This window comes from Streptomyces flavusporus (assembly GCF_046267975.1).
GTDB lineage: Bacteria > Actinomycetota > Actinomycetes > Streptomycetales > Streptomycetaceae > Streptomyces > Streptomyces flavusporus.
Genome location: NZ_CP176503.1, coordinates 2,333,245 through 2,358,330, shown reverse-complemented (window position 1 = coordinate 2,358,330; position 25,086 = coordinate 2,333,245). Strand labels below are relative to the sequence as shown.

The window sequence follows — 25,086 nt, the reverse complement described above, 5'->3', positions numbered from 1 at the left end:
GACGATGTCCGTTTCGGGGTGAGGTTGGGGTGGGCTGCTGGTCGCGGGCCTTGGTCGGTTACTGCTTCCTGGCGAAGCTGCCGGTGTCGACCTCGGTGAGGATGCCGAGCTTGACCAGGCGTTTCAGCTTGGCGCGGGTGCCTTCGGTGTTCTTCGGCAGCAGTTCGTGGTGGAGGGCTTCGCAGACATCACGGGCCCTCAGCGGGCCACTGGCGTCGTTGAAGACGGCGAGGATGCGGGGGTAGTCCGGGTGGTCGGGCAGGTCGGGTGAGGCAGTCAACTCGTGCGCTGGGTAGTGGTGGAGGCGGATCAGCGCAAGACCACCCCCAAGATCACCGAGGACCGGGCTCGGATCGAGGGCCGCTGCGGCGCCCTTCTACATCACGGCTGGGGAAGACCCTTACCACAACCGCACACCGCTCGCGTGAGTGCACACAAACTCGCCGTCACCACCCCACCGGCAGTGAGACGGCCTGGTCTGCCCAGAACCATCAACAACCAGCAGAAACACCGCCCTCGACGAACCCAGCCCTTCAGGAATGAGCATTGCTCGATACATGTGGGCGGTGGTGTGCTGGCACCACCGCCCACGGTCGACCTCTGCGGGCGTGCGCGCGGAAGGCGACGCAAGGATCAGTGCGCCCGCGCGCCGGCGGGCGTACTCTCCGCGTCGGGTTCGGCCGGCGCGGCACGTGCGAGGCCCTTGAGCTTCCCCACCGGCATGCGGTACCCGATCGCGGCCGCGGCGCCCGGCCAGCGCAGCAAGGCGCGGCCGTCGGCGCGGTCGCCGTCGACGACCTCTGGCGGTGACGACTGCGGGAAGGTTCCGGCGAACTTGAGGTCGAGGCCGAAGGCCTCCGTCCAGCCGTAGAAGATCGGGTCGAACGGCGGCGCGTCGGCGTCGAGCAGGGCTCCGGCAGCGGCGGCGCCCTGCGTGAGCGCGTTCGTCCACGTCACGTCGCGGCGCAGTGATCCGTCGGCGCGCCGGGTCACCGGGACATCGCAGGCCGCGACGATCCCCGGCGCCACGCGGCAGTGTTCGTCGACGATGAACCCGATGCCGGGAAGGGAGTGCTCCGGAAGGAGGGCGGTCTCCGCCTCGGTGCCCAGTGCGGCCGCGACGAGGTCGGCGTCAAGCCGTTCGCCCTCGGCCGTGATCACGCCGCCGTGCGAGAACGAGCCGCCGCGCGTCGTGATGATCCGCACCCCGTGCTCGCGGGCGCGGTCGCGGAGCGTGTGCGCCAGGTCGCCGATCTTCGCCTCCAGGGCGCCAGGCCGTATGACCATCGCCGTCTCAGCTCCGGAGTCCCGCGCGGCGGAGGCGAGTTCGTAGGCGAGGAAGCCCGATCCGACGATCACCGCGGAGGCGGCGGTGCGCAGCCGCCGCCGCAGCAGGGACCGGGCGTCGTCGAGCGTGGCGAGCACCGCGACGGAGGCGTCCTTCGGCCTTCTCGGCCGCGATCCCGTGGCCAGCACCAGCCCGTCGTACCGGAGGCGATCCCCGTCCGAGGTGTCGACATGGCGGGCGACGGGATCGACATGCACTGCGCGCATGCCGCTGCGTACCTCGGCCCCCGCGACATCCAGGGCGAGGTCCTCGTGTTCGGTGTGGCCCTGCAGGAAGACCTTCGACAGCGGTGGCCGCGAGTAAGGGCCATAGGGGTCGCCACTGACCATGACGACCTCGCCGTCGTGCCCGAGATCGCGCAGGGCCACGGCGGCCGCCGCGGCCGCCGGGCCTCCGCCGACGATGACGACGCGCGAGAGGACCGCGCGTGTCACGCGTCGGCCCGCACGAGCAGCGCGGCCACCGGGCACACCCGGGCACCGGCGGACGCGGCCTCCTGGTCGGGCGCCGACACGTCGCGGCCGACGTGCTCGAACACCACGTAACCCTCGTCGTCGATGCCACGAGCCCCGGTTCGGCGCGGAGCGCGGCCCACTGGTCGGGCCGCTCCGCGAAGATGACGAGGAGATGGGAGATGGCCGTGGCCGTGGTCTCCAGCGAAGGGCCGATGTAGTCGATGAACAGGAGCGGGCACTTCTCCGCGGGGATGACTCCCTGGTCGGCGGCCTCGAGCACGGCCGCACCGAGCGTCCCGGGCATGAGTTCCCGGTTCGCCGCGAGCTCATGGGCGAATTCGACCATGAGCTGGGTCATCTCGAGGTTGTGTGGGGTGCGTTCGGTATCGGGGCCCAGCAGATCGGTGCCCACCTTCGCCCATTCGTAGAGGTGCTCGCGATTGCGTTCGGGCAGGCCGAGGAAGTCGGGGATGACCGCCATCGGCATCACCTGGGCGAGCTCCGCGACACCGTCGATCGCACCCTTCTCGACGACCTGGGTGACCAGGTCCCGTGCCTTCTTCACGACTTCGTCGGTGCGCGCGGATGGCCCGGGGCTGCAGCCCGGAGGCGACGACGGAGCGCAGCACGTCGTGTTCCGGCGGATCGCTGACGAGCGTGTTCCCCTGCATGATCTGGTTCAGCACGGGGTTGAACCCGATGCCCTGCCCGGAGATGAAGGCGTCGTGGTCCGCGAGGACGGCCTTGACCTCCTCGTAGCGCACGACCGCGTACGCGTCGGGCTCCCGGACCTGGACGACGCCGCCCAGCTCGCGCAGCCGGTGGTACTGCTCGTAGCGGACGTGCCGATCCGAGGACGCGAACAGGTCGATCTCGGACGTCGGGGTGGTCGTCATGTCTCCTCCTGGTCAGAGCGACAGCGTCGGCTCTTCGTGGCTGAGCAGGAGCCGCCCGTAGGCTTCCCTGCCGATCTCCGGGGTCAGGTAACCGTGCCGGGCGGCGATGCTGGAGTCCTGCCAGATCCGGCTCAGCACGTTGGCCTCGGCGAACGAACCGGCGCCGTTGGCTGTCAGCAGCAGGTCGACCGCCTTCGAGACCAGTTCGGCGACCGCGCCGGTGTCGTTGCGGATGCGCCCGCGGGTGAGGAGGTCCCGTGCGGCGCAGGCCTGGTCGAGGTCGAGGCTGATCCGGTGCAGTGCCAGCTCCGCCAGATGTAGGTTGGTCGCGGCCTTCGCCACCAGGGTGTGGTGCGTGGGGGAGAGCCGCGCCTGCTGGTAGGCGGTGTGGGCGACCGGCTTCCCGGGCAGCTTCGCACGTGTCACCTCCAGCGCGTGCTTGCCGATGCCCAGCTGAGGTGCGGCGAGGAAGAGGGCCGCAGCACCGGGCAGTGACACCGACGTCAGGCGATGCTCCTTGTCCGAGGAGAGGAAGTTCGCCTCGGCCATGTCCTTGAAACGCTGCACCCGGTGGTCCGGTAGGAAGTGATCCTCGACGACGATCGTGTCGCTGCCCGTGCCCTTCATCCCGGTCATGAACCAGCTCGGCTCGATGGTGAACGCCTCGGCGGGGATGAGGGCGGCGCCCAGTGGATCGTCGCCCTCGAGCAGCAGACCCAGGATCGCCCAGTCCGCCACGAACGAGGCCGAGGAGTACGGCCAGCGACCGCTGACGAGGTACCCGCCGTCGACACGCTCCGACGTGCTGCCCGGCGTGAAGACGCCACCCACCTTGGCCCGAGGGTTCGCGCCGAAGACCTCCTGCTGTGCCTGCTCCGAGAACGTCGCGGCATATCCCGCGCCGGTCATCAGCAGAGAAGTGATCCATCCCGCCGACCCGTCGCCACGGGCGACCTCGGAGACGACGTCGACCGCGGTGCGGATGGTCGCATTGGCGCCGCCCCAGCGCTGGGGAACGAGCAGGTGGAACAGCCCCGCGTCCTCCAGCGCCCGCACCACCTCGGGCACCACGCGCCGGGACTCGTCGCCCTGCGCGGCATGCTCGCGGATGAGGGTGACGAGCTCCGTCGCGCGGGTGACGATCTCGCCGTCGGGGGACGACGGATCGGTGGGGGCGGTCATCGCTGACTCAGCCACAGTGAGACCTCCATTGGTCACGGGTCAGCGCATGTCGGCTTTGACATTGCTGACCCCGCCAGCTTGGAGAATCCGGGGGGACAGGGGCAATGAGCAGGAACTTCGCCCTGAGGATGCATCTGGTGCATGACGCCGGGCGACTCCCGTCGCGGTGCGTCAGGCCGCGGAGCGTTCCGAACCGCCCGGGGCTTGGGGACCGCCCTGCTCGCGACGAAGCTCAGGAAGCGACCGGGGTGACGGGCCGTCCCTGCCGATCTGCAGGGACGGCCAGGAACTACCGTCCAATCGCGGTGAGTTGTGCAAGGGTCACACCACAGTCAACGCGAGTCGGCACCCCAACCGCACGATGCGCAATGCAATACGACGGAAACGATCGGCGCTGAGGCGCCTTCCTCAGCGCCGTCCAAGCCAGCCCAGCAGCTCAAGTGGACCAGCATCGAGGCAGGGCGTCAGCCGAGCGGTCCCCAGAAGGTTTCGCCGCCGTAGGTGTCGGAGAGCGGCGTCAGCGTCTCGGGCCACACGTCGGCCTGCACCTTCCGACGCTCGTCCTCCGGCCGCACGCGGCCGTCCCAGCCGACCTGCTCCATGTAGTAGTACAGCTGCATCACATGACCGTCGGGGGCAACGGCGTGGATCACGTAGTCGATCCCCTTGTGGATCTCCGGCGGCAGGTCGATCAGCTTCACGCCCTTCTCCTCCAAGAACGCCTTCGCCGCGCGCAGCTGCTCGTAGGAACCGACCTGTACACCGAAGGAGAGCAAGGTGCTGTCCTCCCGCGTACCGAGCACGCGGCGCAGTTCCACTGGGAGGAGTGTCAGGCTGTGGTGCTCTGTGTTCGCCCGCAGGAAGAGAACGCGGTGGCCGGCGATCTCGGATTCCTCGCTCTTCTCCAGGCCGAGGCGCTCGGTGTAGAACCTCTCCGCGGCGTCGATGTCCTGGACAAAGATGCTCACCGGTCCGATCCGCACCGGCTTGAACGGCCGAGCGAGCAGGATGCCACCGACGTCGTACGTCTTCGGCAGCTCGTCGACCCAGCGGTGACCAGACGTCAGATCGACGCCCTCCGCTTGGGCTTCGGCGAGCTCGGTCGACTCAGATTTGTACGGCAGTTCCGGATGGTCGTTGGACCACGGCCACATCACTTCGGGCTTGCTCAGGCCGTCCCAGCCGACCTGCTCGATGCCGTACTCCAGCTCGTTGGTGTGGCCGGTCGGGTCCGGGAAGTAGGTGTGCCAGTTCGAGCCGGGGTCACGGCCGTAGCGTTCGATCTTCTGCCCGAGCTCGTCCAGCCAGAGCCGCGCTTCGACGACCTCGCGGAGGCTGCCGACCTGCCAGGTGATCTGGTTGACCGTGATGTCGGGACGGGCCGGCGGCTCCCCGTGCTCGACCCACGGGCGCGGCATGAGCACGAAGGTGTGGTGGTCGCTGTTGTGCCGGAGGAAGTAGATGCGCTTGTCGGGGACACCGTCGAGCCAGGGGCCCGGGTCGTATTTCCCGAGATCGAGCGTGTCGGCCACCGCGAACCCGAGCAGGTCCCGGTAGAACTTCGCCGACTCGGCGGTGTTGTCGACGCTGATGCCGAAGTGGTTGAGTCGCCGGATCTTGAAGGGCCGGTCGTACAGGACGCCGCCGACGTTGAACTTCTTCGCGGTCATGTGCTCACTCCTCAGCCGGTCGGCTTGACGACTTCGTTGCGGATGGTGCCGATCAGAGTGGAGGAGACCTCAACGACGTCGCCGGGCTTGACGAACAGCGTGTCCGGGAACGAGCCGTCGGTCTCCTGCCGACTGGAGTCGACCGCGGTGCCCTTGGGCGTGCCACTGGCGATCAGGTCACCGGGCCACAGGGTCGTGTCCCTGGACAAGTGCTCACCGAGGGCGGCGAAGGAGTGCACCATGGAATGCGTATTGCCGCTCTGGCGCAGTTCGCCGTTGACCCGGCATTCGATGGGAATGTCCTGCGGATCGATTCCCTCGTTCACAACGATCCAGGGCCCGATCGTGGCAGAGGTGTCGAAGTTCTTCGAGTAGGCAAAGTCGGGGCCGAAGGAGACGTTGTCCCTCACCGACCAGTCGTTGAACAGGGTGTAGCCCCACACATGCGAAGTGAAGTCATCGCTCTTGATATCGCGGCCACCCTTGCCGATCACGACGGCCACCTCCGCCTCGTAATCCAGCCGCTGGGTGCGTGCCGGGTAGCGCAGCGGATCGCCGCTCGCGGAGACGGCGCGATGGTCCTTCACGAAGAACTTCGGCCCTCCCGCGAGGAGACGGTTGATGGTCGCCTCGAGGGCCCTGGCGCGGCTGGAGCGCAAGCTCGGTGTCCAGCTCTTCGACCGTCACCAGAACCGGCTGCACCTCAACAAGTACGGCGAGCTCTTCCGAGCCCATGCCGTGCGGGCGATGAACGAGATCGCGCAGGGAGAGGAGCGGATCACCACCCTTGTCGACCCGGAGCGAGGGGTGGTGTCCCTGGGATTCGTCCACTCCTTCGGCGGGTGGCTCGTGCCGGAGTTGCTGACCCTCTATCGCGACATCGCCCCGAGCACCTCCTTCGAACTCAACGGCGCCGCCGCTGACGCCGTCGTCGACGACGTGCGCAAGGCCGCGTCGACATCGGATTCGTCGCCCCCCGACCTGTCGCCGATGATCTCGAGTGGATTCCGCTCGGTCGCGAGGAGCTGTGCCTCAGCGTGCCGCCTGGGCACGAATTCGAGGGCCGCGACCAGATCGCCGTCGCCGACCTCGCCGACGAGCCCATGGTGGCGCTCAAGGTCGGATACGGGGTGCGGCACGTCACTGACCGGCTGTTCCTGGAGGCCGGCCTCAGCCCGCGGATCGAGATCGAGGTCACCGAGCTCTCCACACTGCGTGCGCTCGTGTCCGCCGGCATGGGAGTCGCCCTCGTGCCGGCCCCGCAACCCGGGCACCCCTCTGCGACCCGGAGCATCCCGCTCAGCGATGCGGGTGCGTTCCGGCCCTACGGCGCGGTGGCACGCCAGTACGGCCCGAGTGGCCGCGCCGCCAGGCGCTTCCTGACCTTCGTCGCAAGCAGGGCGGTCGCCGAGCCTCCGGGCGGTTCGGAACGCTCCGCGGGCTGATGCGCTGCGCCGGGAGCCACTCGACGTCATGCAGTGGACGCATGGTCAGAGCGAAGTTCCCATTCATTGCCCCCTTTCCCTCAGACTCTCCAAGCCGGCGGGGTCAGCAATATCAACGCCGATATTCGTTGACCCGTGACCAATGGAGGTCTCACTGTGACAGGGTCATCGATTGCCGCAACCACCGACCTGTCGACCCCCGACGCCGAGGTCGTCGCCCGCGCGACGCGAACTGCCGCCAGTCGGCGCCAGCAGATGAGTGCGCATCCCAGAGGAAAGCTTCGTGGATGTCATCGCGGATTTCCCAGTGGATCCGCAGTCGGCGGAACCAGTGCAGATGGGCAAATGCACGCACGAGGGCTGTTCGTACGATCCCCGGATGTACTACGACCACACGCGGGAAGCGGAACTCCTACCCTCCGTAAGGGAGTTGCGGGCGACCGCAGGCGAGTTCCTGACCGGGCTCGAAGCTGGCGAAGCCGACTTGAGCGAAGTGACGAGACAGCTCCTCTCAGGGATCAACGAGGTACAGGCGCGACTGCGCGAGGGATGGCTCTACGGGCTGTACGACCAGCGCAACGGTGGGCTCCATTACATCGGGCACACCAAGACCAGACCGGATGCGCGGATGGATGGGCACTTCAGAGCCCACACGGCCGTCGGCGATCGGCTGATCGCTGGCCTGTGCTGCCGGAGACGCCGACGCACAGTAGCCCGCCTACGGCCGTCGTTCGCGCGGGAGAGGGCAGAAGCGACGGCCCCCCTCGACTACAAGAGTTTTGCCGGGGGCGATCTCCGTGAACCCGGCGTCGCGGACCAACGGCAGCCCGATGGAGGTGAGTTCACGCCAACGGGCCGGGTCGGCGGTGCGCACGGCCAGCGGGAAGCCCGCGTCCCGCCAGGCCGCGCGCTCCTCGTCCGACAGCTCCCACCAGGCGAGCTGGGCGCCGTGACCGGCCTGGGCCATGGCCTTGCCGGCCGACATCTCCACGTCCGGGTTCAGCCACAGCACCGGCGCGCTCCGGTCCGCCTCGACGGGCGGCTCCGGGTCGTCGAGGTCGGTGCCGGAGACCTGGAGCTTCGCCAGCTCCTTGGGCCAGCCGTCGAGCGGAACCGGCGGAAACACCCGTACCTCCGCCGCCTTGCCCGTGACCGTGATGCCGGGCAACGCCTCCGACCGCCGCCACTCGGCGCCACGCGCTCGCCGCACCACCTTGCGGATCCGCGCGTCCTGCCAGTCCCGCATCGCCTGCGCCCACTCGCCCTCACCCAGCGACCGCTCGTCACTCAGCATCACCAGGACGGCACGGGCGGCCGTCTCCAGGGCGTCGGTTCGGGCAGGCGGCGCCCCTCGCTCGATCCGCACGACAAGCGGCAGCACAAACTGCGGCGCGGTGTCGCGTGCGCTGGGCTCGGACCGGAAGGGGCTGTCATTCAGTTCGCTGGTCACGCCGTCCAGTCTGCCAACCTCAGGGGCGCAGGGCGGTATCGGTGTGCGGCTGAGCCGCGTGGGCGGCCCCGATCAGCTCGGACACCTTCACGAACCGGTACCCCTGTCGGCGCAGCTCCGGCACGATCACCCGTACCGCGCGCTCGGTCGTCGGGGCCGCGCTGCGCGTGCAGTGCAGTACGACGACCGACCCCGGCCGTACGCCGTCCAGCACGTCCCGGGCCACGGCGTCGGCGTCCGTCGCGAACGCGTCCCCGCTCACCACGTCCCACTGCACCGCGGTCAGGCCGGCTCCGCCGAGCGCGCGCAGTGCCCGTCGGTCGTAGCAGCCGCCGGGGAAGCGGAAGTACGGCTTCGGATCCGGTACGCCCGCCCTGCGGAAGGCGGCGTACGCCCGCTCCACGTCCGCCCGCATCCGGTCCTCGGCGACCGTCGGCAGCCCGTAGCAGTCGGGCGTAAAGGCGTAGTGGCTGTAGGAGTGGTTGGCGACCTCGAAGAGGGGGTCACGGCCGATGCTCCGGGCCTGGATGGGGTACTCCTCCGCCCAGCGTCCGGTCATGAACACGGTGGCCGGCACCTGCAGCGACCGCAGCGTCGCGATCAGCGAGGGGTTGTCGAAACGTTCGCCCGCGGCTGCGCGAGGACCCTGGTCGGCGGTCATGTCCGCGTCGAAGGTGAGCGCGACCGTCCTGCCCTGGGTGCGCGGCCCGTTGGTGAAGACGGGGGTGAGGCCTTCGGGGCCCTGGGCGAGGGTGGGCGCACGGGGGTCGACGGCCGACGGGCCCGGGCGGGCCGGGCGGGGCTGCGGGCGCTCGGTGCCGCCGCAGCCGACGAGGGCGGCGCCGAGTACGCAGACGGCGGTGAGACGTCGTACGGGAAGGATCACCGAATGAACATAAGCAGAAAAGCATATAAACAGGGCATTCGGTCCCTTGGTGTCCCTTCGATGTCACCCGCTCAGCTGTCGTCGATCTCCGGAACCACGCGCGTGCCGTCCGCCTCTCGTGCCGTGGAGCGGGAGTGGTCCGGCGTGTGGGTCTCCAGGAAGCGCAGCAGCTCCACCGGGAACGGCAGCACGAGCGTCGAGTTCTTCTCGGCGGCGACGGCCACGACCGTCTGCAGCAGCCGCAGCTGGAGCGCGGCGGGCGTGTCCGCCATCTGCTGTGCCGCCTCGGCCAGCTTCTTGGACGCCTGGAACTCGGCGTCGGCGTTGATGACCCGGGCCCGCCGCTCCCGGTCCGCCTCGGCCTGGCGGGCCATGGAGCGCTTCATCGTCTCCGGCAGCGACACGTCCTTGATCTCGACCCGGTCCACCTGCACGCCCCAGCCCACGGCCGGGCTGTCGATCATCAGCTCCAGGCCCTGGTTGAGCTTCTCGCGGTTGGACAGCAGATCGTCCAGCTCGCTCTTGCCGATGATCGAGCGCAGCGAGGTCTGGGCCATCTGGGAGACCGCGAACTTGTAGTCCTCGACCCTGATGAGCGCGCTCGCCGCGTCGACCACCTTGAAGTACACGACCGCGTCCACGCGCACGGTGACGTTGTCTCGGGTGATGCCCTCCTGGGCGGGCACGGGCATCGTCACGATCTGCATGTTGACCTTGTACAGACGGTCGACGATCGGGATGATCATCGTGAATCCGGGCGGACGCACGGAACCTTTGAGCCGGCCGAGGCGTAGCACCACACCGCGTTCGTACTGCTTGACCACCCGCGCCGCTGCGGCGAGATACAGCGCGCCCGCGGAACCGACCGTCGCGGCCACGGTCAGGAGTTCGTCGAGCATGACGACCCCCTCACCCGGAGGAGCGTAATGAGTGAAAGCCTTCTCCTGTAAAGATATGCCCGGTCTCGGGTCCGGGGCCATGGTCGGTCCCGGACCCGATACCGGGCCCCGGTCAGGGCGAGGTGACCTTGACCGGTTCGGTGCCGGAGGCACTGTGCCGCTCGGCCCAGCTCTCCAGCGCCGTACGGCAGGCGTGGTCCAGGTGGTGGAGGCCGGACAGGTTCAGCTCGATCGGCCGGTCCTGGGGCAGCGCCTCCAGACTGTCCAGTATCTTCGGCAGCTGCAGGAAGGTCGCGTTGCCGGACAGGTACGCCTGGACCGGTCCGGCGCCCTTGTCTATGACCTCCAGCTTGATGTGCGAGGCCTCCCAGGCGGTCTTGGCGACCGACAGGGCCAGACCGATCAGGACGCCCTCGAACATGTTCACGGCGACGATGGCCACCGCGGTGACGACGAGGATCAGCGCCTCGCCGCGGTGCGTCCGCCACAGCGACGCGATCTGCCGGAACGGGATCAGCTTCCAGCCCGCGTGGACGAGGATGCCGGCCAGCGCGGGCAGCGGGATCAGTGCCAGGGCGCCCGGCAGCAGCGCGGCGAACAGCAGCAGCCAGACGCCGTGCAGGACGCGGGAGGCCTTGGTCTTCGCGCCCGCCTGGACATTGGCCGAGCTGCGCACGATGACCGCGGTCATGGGCAGTGCGCCGAGTGCCCCGCAGACCGCGTTGCCCGCGCCCTGCGCCATCAGTTCCTTGTCGTACTGAGTGCGCTCACCGTCGTGCAGCCGGTCCACGGCTGCCGCGCTGAACAGGCTCTCCGCGGAGGCGATCAGTGCGAAGGCGAGGACGGTGCCGAGAGCTGCCGGGCTCGCCAGCTCGCCGAAGGCGTCGGCGCCCGGCACCTGGACGGCGTCGAGCAGGCCCTGCACCTCCACGGTGGCCACCGGCAGATCGAACGCGAGCGCGGCGAGCGTGGCCAACACCACCGCCGCGAGCGCACCAGGCACCGCCCGCACGGTCTCGGGCAGCCGCTTCCAGAGCACGACCACGGCCACGGTGCCCGCGCCGATCGCGATCGAGGCCAGTGCCGTGGTGCTGCCCACGGCCTCGACGAACGCCTCCGGCAGCCCCGTGATCTTGTCGATGCCGGAGGCCGGGGCCGTCATGCCGGCCGCCGCGTACATCTGGCCCGCGATGATCACGAGCCCGATGCCGGCCAGCATGCCTTCGACGACCGAGACGGAGATGGCCCGGAACCAGCGCCCCAGCTTCAGGGCGCCCATGACGAGTTGGAGCACTCCGGCGGCGAGCACGATCGCGCCGAGCGCGGGCAGCCCGAACTCGCGGACCGCTTCGAAGACCAGCACGGTGAGCCCCGCGGCCGGTCCGGACACCTGCAGGCTGCTGCCGGGCAGCAGGCCGGTGACGATGCCGCCCACGATGCCGGTGACCAGACCGAGTTCGGCCGGGACACCGGAGGCGACGGCCACGCCGACGCACAGCGGCAGCGCGACCAGGAAGACGACGATGGAGGCGCCGAAGTCCTGCTTGAGACAAGGGTATTTGTGGGGGCTTTTCTGGGGGTGTTTGTGAGGAGAATTGGTCATGACGGGATTCACAGGGCCTCGAACGCGTCGGTGGCTGCGCGGTGTTCGCGCACGGTGCCGGTGTGCACCTCGTAGTACCAGCCGTGCAGCCGCAGCCGGCCGTCTGCGAGCCGCTGCTCGACGCACGGATAGGAGCGCAGGCGCAACAACTGGGCCAGCACGTGCTGTTGCACCGCTTCGGCGACCGTCGGGTCCGCCGGATCGGCGGACTTGGGCTCGTCGGCGGCGTGCGCCAGCCAGTCGCGCACGGCAGGTACGGCATCGAGGTCGTCGCCGCGCACCAGCGCGCCGACGGCACCGCAGTGCGAGTGGCCGCAGACCACGACGTCCTGGACGCCGAGCACCTCCACGGCGTACTCGATGGTGGCCGCTTCACCGGTGGGGCGGCCGGAGGTGTACGGGGGAACGATGTTGCCCGCGGTGCGCAGCTCGAACAGCTGGCCGGGGCGGGCGCCCGTGATCAGGGCCGGTACGACCCGGGAATCGGAGCAGGTGATGAACAGGGCCTCGGGGGACTGGCCCTGTGCGAGCTGGGCGAACTCCTCAGGGCGCTGTCCGAACGTGCGGGCGTTGTCGATGAGGGGCTGCATGATGTGGTGATTCCTCCTGGCGCGCCGTCAGGGCGCGTCGGGCGAGCAGGACAGAGGTGGGGGGGGGACTGCTCTGCTCTCAGCAGCGGAAGACCTGAAGTGCCGCTGGAGAGTGGGCTGTCGAGGGTCTCGACGCGTGGTCGTGTGCGACGCTGCGCACGCTCGCGTCGGATTCGGCCCCCTGATCCCGCGCCGGCAGCGGGCGCTCGGGCGCGCAGGGCGCGGAGTCGACCGCGCGGTGGCGGTCGCGGATACGCAGGGGACCGGTCGGGTCCCCGAACTGCGTGTGGTGGTGGCAGGCGGCGTTCTCGGCGCGCAGCGCCTTGCCGGAGGGGGTGGTTCCGGACTGGGCCGCGGCCTCTGCATGACGGGCTGTGTGCGCATGTGCGAAGGACGCCGTGGACGTGAAGAACGGGAGGGTCAGCAGGAGGGCAGTCAGGACGGAGTGCAGCGTGCGGGCCGTCCTACCTCGAAACATGAGCCTCCCTCCGGTTTGTTCACGTCTCTAGTCCGCACCAACGGTTGGTCAACGGTTGGTCAAGAAAGACATTAACCCTGCGAAGTTGTTTGCAGGGTTAACTCGACGTTTCGACTCGAAGAGAGCCTCAAAAGCGAGGGTTATTTGGCGTGATCCAGCCCTTGAATCCGAGGGGTTGGTCCGCTACGGGGCGTCGACCAGGCGCTTGGCGTCCCGGGCCAGTGCGGTCAGCCGGGAGATCGCGCGGAAGTACTTCTTGCGGTAGCCGCCCTTCAGCATGTCCTCGCTGAACAGCTGATCGAACGGCAGTCCCGAAGCCAGGACCGGAACCTCCCGGTCGTAGAGCCGGTCCGCGAGGACGACGAGCCGCAGCGCCGTCGACTGGTCCGGAATCGGCCGCACATCCGTCAGGCACACCGCCTTCAGGCCGTCGGTCAGGGCGCCGTAACGGCTGGGGTGGACCCGGGCGAGGTGGTCCAGCAGGTGCGGGAAGTCGTCGAGCGAGGCGCCCTCCGTGGCGTACGCCGCCTTTGTCACCTGTTCGTCCGAGTACGGGGCCGGAGCCTGAGGCAGGCCGCGGTGGCGGTAGTCCTCGCCGTCGATGCGCAGGGTGCGGAAGTGGGCGGACAGGCCCTGGATCTCGCGCAGGAAGTCGGCCGCGGCGAAGCGGCCCTCGCCGAGCTTGCCCGGCAGGGTGTTCGACGTGGCGGCGAGCGCGACGCCCGCGTCGACCAGCTTGCCGAGCAGGGTGGAGACCAGGACGGTGTCACCCGGGTCGTCGAGCTCGAACTCGTCGATGCACAGGAGGCGGTGGCCGGACAGTGTCCGCACCGTCTGCTGGAAGCCGAGAGCGCCGACGAGGTTGGTCAGCTCCACGAACGTGCCGAACGCCTTCAGCGCGGGCTCGGCCGGGGTGGCGTGCCACAGGGAGGCGAGCAGGTGGGTCTTGCCGACGCCGTAGCCGCCGTCGAGGTAGACGCCGCGTGGTCCCGCCGGGGTCTTGGGAGACCTGGACTTGCCGAACCCGAAGAATCCGCGCCTGCCCGTGCCGGGCACTCCGCCGAGGCCGGTTGCGAAGCCATCGAGGACCCCCACCGCCTCGCTCTGGCTGGGCTGGTTCGGGTCCGGGATGTACGTGCTGAAGCGCACCGAGTCGAAGCGGGGCGGGGGCACCATCTCGGTGACCAGGCGATCCGCGGGGACATGCGGCTCGCGGGCGCACAGGGAGAGCGGGCCGGCTTCGGCTATCGGGCTCCGCCCGGCGGCGGTAGAGGTGGACACGCTTACCCATGCTAAGGGGTGGCTCGGCTGCGGGCTGCGGGCTGTATGTGGCCGGACCCACGCGGGGGACCGCGGGCCGGCAGAGCCCCGCGCCCGCGGGTCGGCCGTGGCTCCGTCGGCGGACAGTTCCTCCTCCGCGTGGAACACTGCACCGCATGCGACGCCTGTTCCCTGTGACCGACCAGACGGACGACCGCGAGTGGAGCCTCGCCGAGCTGGCCGCGGCCTATGCCTATCCCGAGCCCGGGCCGGGAGAGCCGGTGGCGTGGGTGCGGGCCAACATGGTGAGCACGCTCGACGGCGCCGCCCAGCACGACGGTCGCTCGCAGCCCATCTCCAACGCCACCGACATGCGGATCTTCGGTACGCTCCGGGCGCTGGCGGACGTGGTCGTGGTCGGTGCTGAAACGGTCCGTCAGGAGGGGTATCGCCCGGCACGCGCGCGTGCGGAGTTCGCGGGGCTGCGCAAGGCGGCCGGGCAGGGGCCCGCGCCCGCGATCGCGGTGGTCACCGCGAGTCTGGATCTGGACTTCTCGCTTCCGCTGTTCACCTCGCCCCTGGTTCCGACCCTGATCCTCACGGGCGCCGCCGCGGCCCCGGACCGGATCGTGGCGGCCGAGAAGGCCGGCGGCCGGGTGGTGGTCGCCGGTGACGGCGTCGGAGTGGAGCCCGCCCGGGCCGTACGGGCCCTCGCCGAGCTGGGGTACACCCGACTGCTGACCGAGGGCGGCCCACGGCTGCTCGGCCAGCTGGTGGCCGCCGGGGTACTCGACGAGCTGTGCCTGACCGTGTCCCCGATGCTCACCGCGGGGGACGCACAGCGGATCGCAGGGGGGCCGTCGGTGGCGGTGCCGCAGCGTTTCGCCCTGGCGTCCCTGCTGGAAGAGGCCGGGTTTCTGTTCTCCCGTTACTGTCGGTCCTGAGATCGGCGGAATCATCCGTTCCTTTTAGCTTTCGCCGGGCACACTAGGGCTCGCAGTACCCGTGCGATCACGGGGCAGGATGGTTTCCGCAGGGCCTGGTACGGCCCACGGAGGAGAAGGGGCGCCTGGTGTTCACAAGCGTTTTGATGATCGAGAAGGCCCTGACGTCCGCCGACGTGGAGTTCGTCACCACCTTGCACGGGGACGAGCCGGTCACCTTCCACGTGCTGCTCCAGCCGCGCGGCGAGCAGGCGGACCGGTTGCTGCGCGCCATCGACGACCTCGCCCTCGGCGATCTCGACGAGGCGGTGCGCGAGGGTGAGACGCCGGAGGGGGAGGAGGCCAGAAGCGAGGGGCAGCGGGCGCTCGAGGTGTCCCTGCAGGCGCTGCGGGCCTCGGGCAGCGAGGCCGAGGGGCGGCTGATCGAGGCCCACCCGCTCGATGTGCTCAAGGACCTCGTCGAGGAGACCGGTGCCGACGAGGTGATCGTCCTGACCGATCCCCACTACGTGGAGGAGTTCTTCCACCGGGACTGGGCTTCCCGGGCCCGGCACCGGGTCGGAGTGCCGGTGCTGAAGTTGTTCTCGCACAGCAAGGTGTAGTGAGGTGCTGTCGGCCGCAGGCAATAGGCTGGGGCCCGCGTTCGCTCGCGGGCGCTGATCGTCGCATTCGGATCTTGGGGAGATACACGCATGGCACCCGGCCTTCCTACCGCCATGGACCGACCGCACTTCATCGGCATCGGCGGCGCCGGGATGTCGGGCATCGCGAAGATCCTCGCGCAGCGCGGTGCCAAGGTCGCCGGCAGCGACGCGAAGGAGTCGGAGACCGCCGAGGCGCTGCGCGTGCTGGGTGCGACCGTGCACATCGGGCATGCGGCCGAGCACCTCGCGGACGACGCCAGCTGTGTCGTGGTGTCGTCGGCGATCCGTGCGGACAACCCGGAGCTGGCCCGGGCGGCCGAACGGGGCATCCCGGTGATCCACCGCTCCGACGCGCTCGCCGCCCTGATGGACGGCCTGCGCCCGATCGCGGTCGCGGGCACGCACGGCAAGACGACCACCACCTCGATGCTGGCGGTGTCGCTGTCCGAGCTGGGCCTGAACCCGTCGTACGCCATCGGCGGCGACCTCGACGCCCCCGGCTCCAACGCGCTGCACGGTGAGGGCGAGATCTTCGTCGCCGAGGCGGATGAAAGCGACCGCAGCTTCCACAAGTACGCGCCCGAGGTGGCGATCGTCCTCAACGTCGAGCTCGACCACCACGCCAACTACGCGTCGATGGACGAGATCTACGAGTCCTTCGAGACGTTCGCCGGGCGGATCGTGCCCGGCGGGACGCTGGTGATCTCGGCGGACCACGAGGGCGCGCGGGAGCTGACGCGGCGGCTGGCCGGGGCCGTGCGGACGGTGACGTACGGGGAGGCGGACGACGCCGACGTACGTGTCCTGTCGGTCGTGCCGCAGGGGCTGAAGAGCGAGGTCACCGTCCTCCTGGAGGGTGCGGAACTCACCTTCACCGTCTCCGTCCCGGGCCGCCACTACGCCCACAACGCGGTCGCCGCCCTCGCGGCGGGCGCGGCCCTCGGCGTGCCGGCCGCGGAGCTGGCCCCGGCGCTGGCCGCGTACACGGGCGTGAAGCGGCGCCTGCAGCTGAAGGGCGAGGCGGCCGGCGTTCAGGTGATCGACTCCTACGCCCACCACCCGACCGAGATGACGGCGGACCTGGAGGCGATGCGCGCGGCGGCGGGCGACGCGCGCATCCTGGTCGTCTTCCAGCCGCACCTGTTCTCCCGCACCCAGGAGCTCGGCAAGGAGATGGGCCGGTCCCTGGCCCTGGCGGACGCCTCCGTGGTTCTGGACATCTACCCGGCCCGCGAGGACCCGATCCCCGGCGTGACCAGCGAACTGATCATCGAGGCGGCCCGCGCGGCCGGCGCGGACGTGACACCGGTCCACGACAAGGCGGAGGTGCCCGAGGTCGTGGCGGGAATGGCGAAGGCCGGTGATCTCGTTCTGACCATGGGCGCGGGCGATGTCACCGACCTCGGCCCACGCATCCTGGACCGCCTGTCGAAGTGAGGGGCTGAACGCTCATGTCGTACGACGTCGAAAAGCCGGACGAGCAGTGGCGTGCGGAGCTGACGCCGGCCGAATACGCCGTACTGCGCGAGGCCGCCACCGAGCCCGCGTTCACCGGCGAGTACACCGACACCAAGACCAAGGGCGTCTACTCCTGCCGGGCCTGCGGTGCCGAGCTGTTCACCTCGGAGACGAAGTTCGAGTCCCACTGCGGCTGGCCGTCCTTCTTCGACCCGAAGGACACCGACGCCGTGGAGCTCGTCGAGGACCGCTCGTACGGCATGGTGCGCACCGAGGTGCGGTGTGCGCGGTGCGGATCCCATCTCGGGCACGTGTTCGAGGGTGAGGGGTATCCGACCCCCACGGACCAGCGGTACTGCATCAACTCGATCTCCCTGAGGTTGCAGCCCGACGGGGAGTGAGCGCACGTTGTGGCGTGCGTCACGCAAGGTTTAGGGTTGAAGCGCCTGGAGGATCTCCCCACACGGCGAGCCGAACGACGGTGTGCGCCGGGGTCTCCTCCAGGTGAAGGAAGTGGTCCCGTTGTCGGTCGCATGGGACGACATCGGCGGTCTCGTCGATGCTCATGAGCGGTTCCTGGCCGGTGCACGGGTCGAGTCGGACGTACGCGACTCGGTGCTCGACTCCTGGAAGCGGTGCCGGTTCGCGGGGCTCGAGCCGCACCGGCTGCTGATCCCCTACGCGCCGGACCTCGCGGTCGAGGACCCGCTGCTGCGCGCCGCCGAACCGGTGCTCAAGCGTCTGACCGCGTCGTTCGAGAAGGTGAGCATGGCGGTCGTGCTGTGCGACGGGCAGGCCCGCCTGGTCCAGCGGCACGGCGGTGACCGGCAGTTGCTCGCACTGCTCGACGAGGTGAACTTCGCCCCGGGCTTCTGCGCGTCGGAGGAGGTCGCCGGCACCAACGGCGTGGGCACCGCACTGGCCGAGCGGCGGCCCGTCTACGTCGTCGGCCGTGAGCACTTCGCCGACTGCCTGTCCCTGTTCACCTGCGCGGGCGCACCCGTGCGGAACCCGCTCAGCGGACGTATCGAGGCCGTCCTCGACCTCACCTGCCTGAGGGACGAGGGCGACCCCGCCATGGTGCGGCTGGTGCACGATGCCGCCCTGGACATCGAGACCCGGCTGCTGGAGCAGACGACGGAGCGGGAGCGGGCGCTGCTCGCCGCGTACCGGCGGGCCTCGCACGCCGCGGACGGCGGCGACGCATGGCCGCGGCAGCCCGAGCAGGCGCCCACGGGCGCCGAGGCCCTCCACGACGGCGCGGACCTCGGCCGGCTCGATCTCGCCGTGCTGCGGGAGAAGGCCGAGGAGCTCATCGCCTCACCACACCTCACCTTCGACAAGGTGGCCCTCTCCGGTGGCCGAGTGGCGATCCTGCTGCGCCGGCCGATCAGGGGTGATGCCGGTGAGATCGGCGTCGTGGTCGAGGCCCGAGTGCTCGGCGGACCGCGCCTGCGGCACGTGGAACTGGCAACGGACGACCCCGCCGCGCCCGGGGCAACGCCCGTATCCGCCGCCCTCCCGACGGTGACCGCCGTGCCGGTCCCGACGCCGGGGGCTTCCGCCGCGTCGGTCACACCTGGTGTGGCGCCGACTTCTGGGTCGGGTTCGTCTGCTGTGTCGGCGTCTCCTGCCGAGTCTGCATCTTCTGCCGCGCAGACGCCTCCTGCCGCATCGGCACCTTCTGCCGCGTCGGCCCATGCTGCCGTATCGCCGCCGTCTGCGTCGGATGCTCCCGCCGTGTCACCGTTCCTGGCGGCGTCGAGTACGGTTTCCGTGCCGTCGGCGTCGGCCGTCGTCATGCGGACGGTCGTCTCCGCACCGGCCGACCCGGCTGCGCCCGCTGTCTCCGTGCCGGAGGCACTGGCTGCGCCCGCTGTCCCCCCGCCGGAGGCGCCCGCTGCGCCCGCTGTCCCCCCGCCGGAGGCGCCCGCTGCGCCCGCTGTCTCCGCGTTCACCGCGCTGCGGGAGGACGCCGGTGACTCGGCCGCCGACGGCTGGCTGTTGCTCGTCGGTGAGCCCGGTGTCGGTCGGCTGGCCGTGCTGGCGCGCAGGCGGCTCGAGCTGTTGCACGATGCCGGCGTCCGGATCGGAAGGACCCTCGACGTCGCGCACACCGCGGAGGAGCTGGCGGAGGTGACCGTTCCGCGGTTCGCCGACTTCACCGCCGTCGACCTGCCCGACTCCGTGCTGCGCGGCGAGGAGCCGGGGCCGCTCGGCGAGGACACCGCGCTGCGCCGGGTCGCACTGGGCGCCGTACCCGAGGAGTCCCCGTTGCAGGAGACCGACGGAGCGGTCCACTACGGCCCGGCCACGCCGCAGGCCCGCGGTCTGGAGAGCGGCCAGTCGGTGCTGGAACCCGACCTGGCCGCGGCCGAAGGCTGGCACGGCCAGGACGCGGAGGGGACCGAGCGGATGCTCGCGGCGGGCGTCCACTCCCTGATCACCGTGCCGCTGCAGGCGCGCGGCGCAACCCTGGGCGTGGTCAGCTTCTACCGCTCGCGGCAGCCCGCCCCCTTCGAGGACGACGACCTGTCCCTCGCCCAGGAACTGGTCGGCCGCGCCGCGATCTGCATCGACAACGCTCGCCGCTACACGCGCGAGCACACCACCGCTCTGGCCCTGCAGCGCAGCCTGCTGCCCCGCGGGCGTCCCGAGCAGAGCGCGGTCGAGGCCGCCTTCCGCTATCTGCCCGCGCAGGCCGGCGTCGGCGGCGACTGGTTCGACGTCATCCCGCTGTCCGGCGCGCGGGTGGCGCTGGTCGTGGGAGATGTCGTCGGCCATGGTCTGCACGCCGCCGCGACGATGGGCCGACTGCGTACCGCCGTGCACAACTTCTGCTCCCTGGACCTGCCGCCCGACGACCTCCTCACCCACCTCGACGACCTGGTCGGACGGCTCGACCGCGGCGAGGGCTGGGCGGTGGAGAACACCCACCCGGACGCGGGCATCGTCGGCGCCACCTGCCTGTACGTCGTCTACGACCCGGTGTCCCGGCGCTGCAGCCTCACCCGTGCCGGGCATCCCGCCCCGGTGGTCGTCGCCCCCGACGGCACCGTGGAGTTCGTCGATCTGCCGTCGGGGCCGCCGCTCGGGCTCGGCGGGATGCCGTTCGAGACCGTGGAGCTCGACCTGGCCGAAGGCAGCCAGCTCGTGCTGTACACCGACGGCCTGATCGAGGACCGGCTGCGCGACATCGACACCGGCCTGGAGCGGCTGCGTACCGTACTGGCCTGCGTCGGCCGGCCGCCGGAGGAGACCTGTGACGCGGTCCTCGACGCGCTGCTCGCGGACCGGCCGAGCGACGACGTGGCCCTGCTGGTGGCCCGTACGAACGCACTGGGGCCGGAGCGGGTCGCGCAGTGGGAGCTGCCCAGCGATCCGGCGGTGGTCTCCCGCACCCGTGTGGCGGTCACCGACCAGATGGCCGCCTGGGGGCTGGACGACATGGCCTTCACCACCGAACTCGTCGCCAGCGAACTCGTCACCAACGCCATCCGGCACGCGACCGGCCCGGTCCGGCTGCGGCTGCTGCGCGACCGTGCGCTGATCTGTGAGGTCTCCGACGGCAGCAGCACCTCACCCCGGCTGCGCCGCGCCAGGACCGAGGACGAGGGTGGGCGCGGGCTGTTCCTCGTCGCCCAGCTCACCGAGCGCTGGGGGACCCGCTACACCACGGACGGCAAGGTCATCTGGACGGAACAGCCACTGCCCTGAGGCGTCAGCCGGCGGACTCGGCGGCGTGCGGGCTGATCACGCCGAAGGTCACCAGGGCGATGATGACCAGGCCGAGGGCGATGCGGTAGTGCACGAACGGCATGAAACTCCTGGTCTCGATGAACTTCATGAACCAGGCGATGACGGCGTACCCGACGGCGAAGGCGATGAGAGTGGCCAGCAGGGTGGGACCCCAGGTGGCGTGGCCGCCCTCGGTGGCGTCCTTCAGCTCGTAGAGCCCGGAGGCGAGGACGGCCGGGATGGCGAGCAGGAAGCAGTACCGTGCGGCGGCCGCCCGGGTGTAGCCCATGAACAGGCCGCCGCTGGTGGTGGCGCCGGACCGGGAGACACCGGGGATCAGTGCCATCGCCTGGCACAGGCCGTAGATCAGGCCGTCCCGGACGGTGAGGTCGTGCAGGGTCTTGCCCTCGACGACGGTGCGGTGGCGGCCGCCGGCCTCGGCGCGGGCGGCGACGCGGTCGGCGATGCCCAGGACGACGCCCATGGCGATGAGCATGGTGGCGGTCAGCCTCAGGTCGCGGAAAGGGCCCTCGATCTGGTCCTTGAAGGTGACACCGAGCACCCCGATGGGAATCGAGCCGATCACCAGCATCCAGCCCATGCGGGCATCCTGGTCCTGGCGCGTCTTCCGGTCCACCAGGGAGCGGCACCAGGCGCTGATGATGCGGCCGATGTCGGCGCGGAAGTAGATGAGCACGGCGGTCTCGGTGCCGATCTGCGTGATCGCCGTGAAGGCCGCGCCCGGGTCGTGCCAGCCCGAGAAGGCCGCGACGAGCCGCAGGTGCGCGCTCGAGGAGATGGGCAGGAACTCGGTCAGGCCCTGGACCAGGCCGAGGATGACGGATTCAAACCAGCTCATGGGGCTTCAGCCGTTCAGTATGTCGACGTCCGGACGTCGGGAGGTCTGGACGCCCGCAGGTGGTTGCCCGGGGGAACCTGTGCGGTATGTGTCTGTTAAGCGCGTTTTAAGGTGTTCGGTGTGGCTCGATGGCTCCAGTCCTTCCGAAGACCCCCGATGGTGCACGCCGTCGGCCGTGCGGACGCGTCCGCTGCCGGCACCGGCGTGTCGTCGCGGCTGACGACGCTGCGGTCGACCGCGGCCGGGATCGGCACGACGCTGGACGAGGAGACCACCTGCTCGGAGCTGACCAGCGCGGTGTCCGACCTGATCGGCGGCGCCGCGGCGATAGTGCGGGGCGGTACCGAGACGGAGCCGGCGTACGAGGCGGTCAGTGGCGACGCCGCCGTACTGCCGGACATCAAGTGGGCCGCGGCGGTGGTCCGCAGGGTGGGCAGCCGGGTCGGACGGCACGAGGCCGGCCCGGCGCTCTGTGTACCGTTCGCCAGCGGCGAGGACCACTACGGCGTCCTCGTGTGCGCCCGGCAGGAGGGGGTTTTCACGCGCTCGGAGACGGACGCCCTCGCCCTGCTCGCCGAGCGGGCCGCCTCGCACGTCCGGCACGCCCGGGAGCATGACCGGATGGGCCGGATAGTCGGCGATCTTCAGCGCGCGCTGCTCGCCGAGCCCGGCCGGCCGCATCCGAACCTGGACGTCGCGATCCGCTATCTGCCCGTGGGGCACCGCGCCCTGGTCGGCGGTGACTGGTGCGAGACCGTCCGGCTGGACTTCGGGCGGACGCTGCTCGTCGTCGGTGATGTGATGGGGCACAGCATTGAAGCCGCCGTGGACATGACCGCCTACCGTTCGGCCCTGCGCTACATCGCCTCCGCCGACCTTCCTCCGCACCGGGTGCTGCGCCAGCTCGACGACATCGCCTCCAGCGAGTCCGACCGCCGGCCGGCCACCTGTCTGATCGTGCGTGTCGACCCCAACCGCGGACAGGTCACGCTGGCCAGCGCCGGCCATCTGCCGCCCGCGGTGATCGACGGCAAGGGCGACACGTCGCTGATCCCGGTGCCGGTCGGCCCGCCGCTGGGTACGGGACTGGGCGGTTACGAGCCGGCCACGTACGAGCTGGACGCCGAGAGCGCCCTGATGCTGTTCACCGACGGGCTCGTCGAGCACCGCGGCGAGGACATCGACCAGTCCCTGGACCGACTGGCGAGGCTCCACTTCAACGCTTCGGAGGGGGTCGAAGGCATCCTCGACACCGTCCTGGCCCGCCTCGACGCCCGGCACGCGGAGGACGACGTGGCCGTCCTGGCGGCCCGGCTGCGGAACCGGCCGTCCCCGGTGCACGAGGTCTTCGGGCACGCCTGAACGTTTCCACCACGGTCGGGTTCCTTACGAATCCGGGACATCCGGGGGCGGCGGTGCCACCTGCCGGTACCGAGTGCCAGGCTGGCGGCATGGAACAGCAGTCGTACGGGGCGCGGGTTCTGGTCGTCGATGACGACCCGACCGTCTCCGAGGTCGTCGCCGGGTATCTCGACCGAGCCGGATACGTCGTGGACCGGGCCGGTGACGGCCCCGACGCGCTCGCGCGGGCCGCCGTCCACTGGCCGGACCTGGTGGTGCTGGACCTGATGCTGCCCGGCATGGACGGCCTCGAGGTGTGCCGGCGGATGCGGGACCGCGGACCCGTGCCGGTCATCATGCTCACCGCGCGCGGCGACGAGGACGACCGGATTCTCGGCCTGGAGGTCGGTGCCGACGACTACGTCACCAAGCCGTTCAGCCCCCGCGAGCTGGTCCTGCGGGTGGAGTCGGTACTGCGCCGCGCCCGGCCCGGCCGGCAGCCCGCCGGCACCCTGCGGACCGCCGGACTCACCGTCGACCCCGGCGCCCGGCGCGCCGCCAAGAACGGAGTCGAACTCGCCCTGACCCTCAGGGAGTTCGACCTGCTCGCGTTCTTCCTCCGGCATCCCGGACGGGCGTTCGGCCGGGAGGAGCTGATGCGCGAGGTGTGGGGCTGGGACTTCGGTGACCTGTCCACGGTGACCGTCCATGTGCGGCGGCTGCGCGGCAAGGTGGAGGACGATCCGGCCCGGCCGCGGTTCATCCAGACGGTGTGGGGCGTCGGTTACCGCTTCGACTCCGCCGACGGGGAGGCGTGAGCCGTGCGTGACACCCTGCTCATCGCCCTGTTCGCCTTCCTCGGCGCCGCCGCGGCCGGGCTGCTCGGGGCGGGCGTGCTGCTGCTGATCCGCCGGCGCTCACTCACCGCGCACCTCGCCGTGGTCGTCGCCGTCGCCGTCGGTGCCATGCTCGCCGGCACGCTCGCGGTGGCGCAGGCGATGTTCCTGTCCCGGCACGACCTGACCGTCGTGACCACCGTCGTCGCGATGGCCACCGTGGTCTCGATGGCCACCGCGCTGCTGCTCGGCCGCTGGGTGGTCGCCCGCAGCCACGCCCTCACCCTCGCCGCCCGCTCCTTCGGCGACGGCGGCGACTTCACCAGCCCCGACGGCCCGGCTACCGCTGAACTGGCCGCGCTGAGCCGGGAGTTGGAGGCAACCAGCCGTAAACTCGCCGAGTCCCGGGACCGCGAGCGCGCCCTGGAGAGCTCCCGGCGCGAGCTGGTCGCCTGGATCTCGCACGACCTGCGCACCCCGCTCGCCGGACTGCGCGCGATGTCCGAGGCACTGGAGGACGGTGTCGCCGCCGATCCCGACCGCTATCTGCGGCAGATCCGCGCCGAGGCCGAGCGGCTCAACGACATGGTGGGCGACCTGTTCGAGCTCTCCCGCATCCACGCGGGGACGCTGGTGCTGAGCCCGAGCCGGATCTCGGTGTACGACCTCGTCGGCGACGCCCTCGCGGGCGCGGACCCGCTCGCCCGTGAGCACGGCGTACGGCTCGTCGGCGACCGGGTCGAGCCGCTGCCGGTCGAGGTGGACGGCAGGGAGATGAGCCGGGTGCTCGGCAATCTGCTGGTGAACGCGATCCGGCGGACCCCGGCCGACGGTACGGTCGCGGTGGCCGCCGAACGTTCGTCCGACGGTGTGGTCCTGTCCGTGACGGACGGCTGCGGCGGTATCCCGGACGAGGACCTGCCGCGCGTCTTCGACACCGGCTGGCGCGGCACCGACGCGCGGACGCCACCGGCCGGGGCCGGGCTGGGGCTCGCCATCGTGCGGGGCATCGTGGAGGCCCACCACGGCCGGGCCGCCGTACGCAATGTCACCGGTGGCTGCCGATTCGAGGTGACGCTCCCGACGGCCGACACCTGACGCGCC

General features: G+C 70.5%; 23 protein-coding genes and 1 pseudogene. 10 read left to right on the top strand and 14 right to left on the bottom strand.

Features of this window, described 5'->3' with window-relative positions; genetic code table 11:
• Positions 1-58 precede the first annotated feature (58 nt).
• The 3 genes and pseudogenes from ACKTSN_RS11080 to ACKTSN_RS11070 form a co-directional block, all read right to left on the bottom strand.
• Positions 59-271: pseudogene (locus ACKTSN_RS11080) on the bottom strand (hypothetical protein); the annotation flags it as partial.
• A 362-nt stretch (positions 272-633) separates the two neighbouring features.
• A complete protein-coding gene (locus tag ACKTSN_RS11075) occupies positions 634-1,782 on the bottom strand; it encodes an FAD-dependent oxidoreductase (protein WP_409468950.1) in 1,149 nt (382 codons plus the stop codon).
• On the bottom strand, positions 1,779-1,943 hold the full coding sequence (locus tag ACKTSN_RS11070; RefSeq protein WP_409468949.1) for a hypothetical protein: 165 nt from the start codon (positions 1,941-1,943) through the stop codon (positions 1,779-1,781). The genes ACKTSN_RS11075 and ACKTSN_RS11070 overlap by 4 nt, the downstream gene beginning before the upstream one ends.
• 188 nt (positions 1,944-2,131) lie before the next feature.
• Here ACKTSN_RS11070 and ACKTSN_RS11065 point away from each other — a divergent pair, with 188 nt between their 5' ends.
• On the top strand, positions 2,132-2,455 hold the full coding sequence (locus ACKTSN_RS11065) for a hypothetical protein (RefSeq protein ID WP_409468948.1): 324 nt from the start codon (positions 2,132-2,134) through the stop codon (positions 2,453-2,455).
• Positions 2,456-2,711: 256 nt separating this feature from the next.
• Here ACKTSN_RS11065 and ACKTSN_RS11060 read toward each other — a convergent pair whose 3' ends face one another.
• The 3 genes from ACKTSN_RS11060 to ACKTSN_RS11050 all read right to left on the bottom strand — a co-directional run bounded on the left by ACKTSN_RS11060 (position 2,712) and on the right by ACKTSN_RS11050 (position 6,210).
• Entirely contained in the window at positions 2,712-3,896 is a 1,185-nt protein-coding gene (locus ACKTSN_RS11060) for an acyl-CoA dehydrogenase family protein (protein ID WP_409468947.1), read from the bottom strand.
• 449 nt (positions 3,897-4,345) lie between these two features.
• On the bottom strand, positions 4,346-5,551 hold the full coding sequence (locus ACKTSN_RS11055; RefSeq protein WP_409468946.1) for a VOC family protein: 1,206 nt from the start codon (positions 5,549-5,551) through the stop codon (positions 4,346-4,348).
• An 11-nt stretch (positions 5,552-5,562) separates the two neighbouring features.
• Positions 5,563-6,210: a fumarylacetoacetate hydrolase family protein gene (locus ACKTSN_RS11050; RefSeq protein ID WP_409468945.1), complete on the bottom strand. Its 648-nt coding sequence runs from the start codon at positions 6,208-6,210 to the stop codon at positions 5,563-5,565.
• 300 nt (positions 6,211-6,510) lie between these two features.
• Between ACKTSN_RS11050 and ACKTSN_RS11045 the strand changes: the two genes are divergently transcribed.
• Positions 6,511-6,996 (top strand): LysR substrate-binding domain-containing protein, encoded by a 486-nt coding sequence (locus tag ACKTSN_RS11045; RefSeq protein ID WP_409474800.1) that lies wholly within the window; start codon positions 6,511-6,513, stop codon positions 6,994-6,996.
• Between the two features lie 718 nt (positions 6,997-7,714).
• On the opposite strand, the gene ACKTSN_RS11040 is transcribed toward ACKTSN_RS11045, so the two are convergent.
• From ACKTSN_RS11040 to zapE, 7 genes are all read right to left on the bottom strand, one after another.
• A complete protein-coding gene (locus ACKTSN_RS11040; protein ID WP_409474799.1) occupies positions 7,715-8,455 on the bottom strand; it encodes a peptidyl-tRNA hydrolase in 741 nt (246 codons plus the stop codon).
• A 10-nt stretch (positions 8,456-8,465) separates the two neighbouring features.
• Positions 8,466-9,332 (bottom strand): polysaccharide deacetylase family protein, encoded by an 867-nt coding sequence (locus ACKTSN_RS11035; RefSeq protein ID WP_409468944.1) that lies wholly within the window; start codon positions 9,330-9,332, stop codon positions 8,466-8,468.
• A 71-nt stretch (positions 9,333-9,403) separates the two neighbouring features.
• The gene (locus tag ACKTSN_RS11030) at positions 9,404-10,231 is read right to left on the bottom strand and encodes a slipin family protein (RefSeq protein ID WP_409468943.1); all 828 of its coding nucleotides are present in this window, start codon (positions 10,229-10,231) and stop codon (positions 9,404-9,406) included.
• Positions 10,232-10,343: 112 nt separating this feature from the next.
• A complete protein-coding gene (locus ACKTSN_RS11025; protein ID WP_409468942.1) occupies positions 10,344-11,834 on the bottom strand; it encodes a SulP family inorganic anion transporter in 1,491 nt (496 codons plus the stop codon).
• A gap of 8 nt (positions 11,835-11,842) precedes the next feature.
• Positions 11,843-12,424 (bottom strand): carbonic anhydrase, encoded by a 582-nt coding sequence (locus ACKTSN_RS11020; RefSeq protein ID WP_409468941.1) that lies wholly within the window; start codon positions 12,422-12,424, stop codon positions 11,843-11,845.
• Positions 12,425-12,503: 79 nt separating this feature from the next.
• Positions 12,504-12,902, bottom strand: coding sequence for a hypothetical protein (locus tag ACKTSN_RS11015; protein ID WP_409468940.1), 399 nt, complete (start codon positions 12,900-12,902; stop codon positions 12,504-12,506).
• A gap of 183 nt (positions 12,903-13,085) precedes the next feature.
• Positions 13,086-14,183: a cell division protein ZapE gene (gene zapE, locus ACKTSN_RS11010; RefSeq protein ID WP_409468939.1), complete on the bottom strand. Its 1,098-nt coding sequence runs from the start codon at positions 14,181-14,183 to the stop codon at positions 13,086-13,088.
• Between the two features lie 155 nt (positions 14,184-14,338).
• On the opposite strand from zapE, the gene ACKTSN_RS11005 reads away from it, so the two are divergent.
• The 5 genes from ACKTSN_RS11005 to ACKTSN_RS10985 all read left to right on the top strand — a co-directional run bounded on the left by ACKTSN_RS11005 (position 14,339) and on the right by ACKTSN_RS10985 (position 20,925).
• A complete protein-coding gene (locus ACKTSN_RS11005; protein WP_409468938.1) occupies positions 14,339-15,106 on the top strand; it encodes a pyrimidine reductase family protein in 768 nt (255 codons plus the stop codon).
• 128 nt (positions 15,107-15,234) lie between these two features.
• Positions 15,235-15,708, top strand: a complete 474-nt coding sequence (locus ACKTSN_RS11000) for an indole-3-glycerol phosphate synthase (protein ID WP_409468937.1) — start codon at positions 15,235-15,237, stop codon at positions 15,706-15,708.
• A gap of 90 nt (positions 15,709-15,798) precedes the next feature.
• Positions 15,799-17,187, top strand: a complete 1,389-nt coding sequence (gene murC, locus ACKTSN_RS10995; protein WP_409468936.1) for a UDP-N-acetylmuramate--L-alanine ligase — start codon at positions 15,799-15,801, stop codon at positions 17,185-17,187.
• 14 nt (positions 17,188-17,201) lie between these two features.
• Entirely contained in the window at positions 17,202-17,609 is a 408-nt protein-coding gene (gene msrB / locus ACKTSN_RS10990; protein ID WP_409468935.1) for a peptide-methionine (R)-S-oxide reductase MsrB, read from the top strand.
• A gap of 112 nt (positions 17,610-17,721) precedes the next feature.
• Positions 17,722-20,925 (top strand): SpoIIE family protein phosphatase, encoded by a 3,204-nt coding sequence (locus ACKTSN_RS10985; protein ID WP_409474798.1) that lies wholly within the window; start codon positions 17,722-17,724, stop codon positions 20,923-20,925.
• 4 nt (positions 20,926-20,929) lie between these two features.
• Here the strand turns inward: ACKTSN_RS10985 and ACKTSN_RS10980 are convergent, their stop codons facing one another.
• Positions 20,930-21,805, bottom strand: coding sequence for an undecaprenyl-diphosphate phosphatase (locus tag ACKTSN_RS10980; protein WP_409468934.1), 876 nt, complete (start codon positions 21,803-21,805; stop codon positions 20,930-20,932).
• A gap of 120 nt (positions 21,806-21,925) precedes the next feature.
• Here ACKTSN_RS10980 and ACKTSN_RS10975 point away from each other — a divergent pair, with 120 nt between their 5' ends.
• From ACKTSN_RS10975 to ACKTSN_RS10965, 3 genes are all read left to right on the top strand, one after another.
• A complete protein-coding gene (locus ACKTSN_RS10975) occupies positions 21,926-23,167 on the top strand; it encodes a PP2C family protein-serine/threonine phosphatase (RefSeq protein ID WP_409468933.1) in 1,242 nt (413 codons plus the stop codon).
• An 89-nt stretch (positions 23,168-23,256) separates the two neighbouring features.
• Positions 23,257-23,964, top strand: coding sequence for a response regulator transcription factor (locus ACKTSN_RS10970; protein WP_409468932.1), 708 nt, complete (start codon positions 23,257-23,259; stop codon positions 23,962-23,964).
• Positions 23,965-23,967: 3 nt separating this feature from the next.
• On the top strand, positions 23,968-25,080 hold the full coding sequence (locus ACKTSN_RS10965; RefSeq protein ID WP_409468931.1) for a sensor histidine kinase: 1,113 nt from the start codon (positions 23,968-23,970) through the stop codon (positions 25,078-25,080).
• Positions 25,081-25,086: the final 6 nt, after the last annotated feature.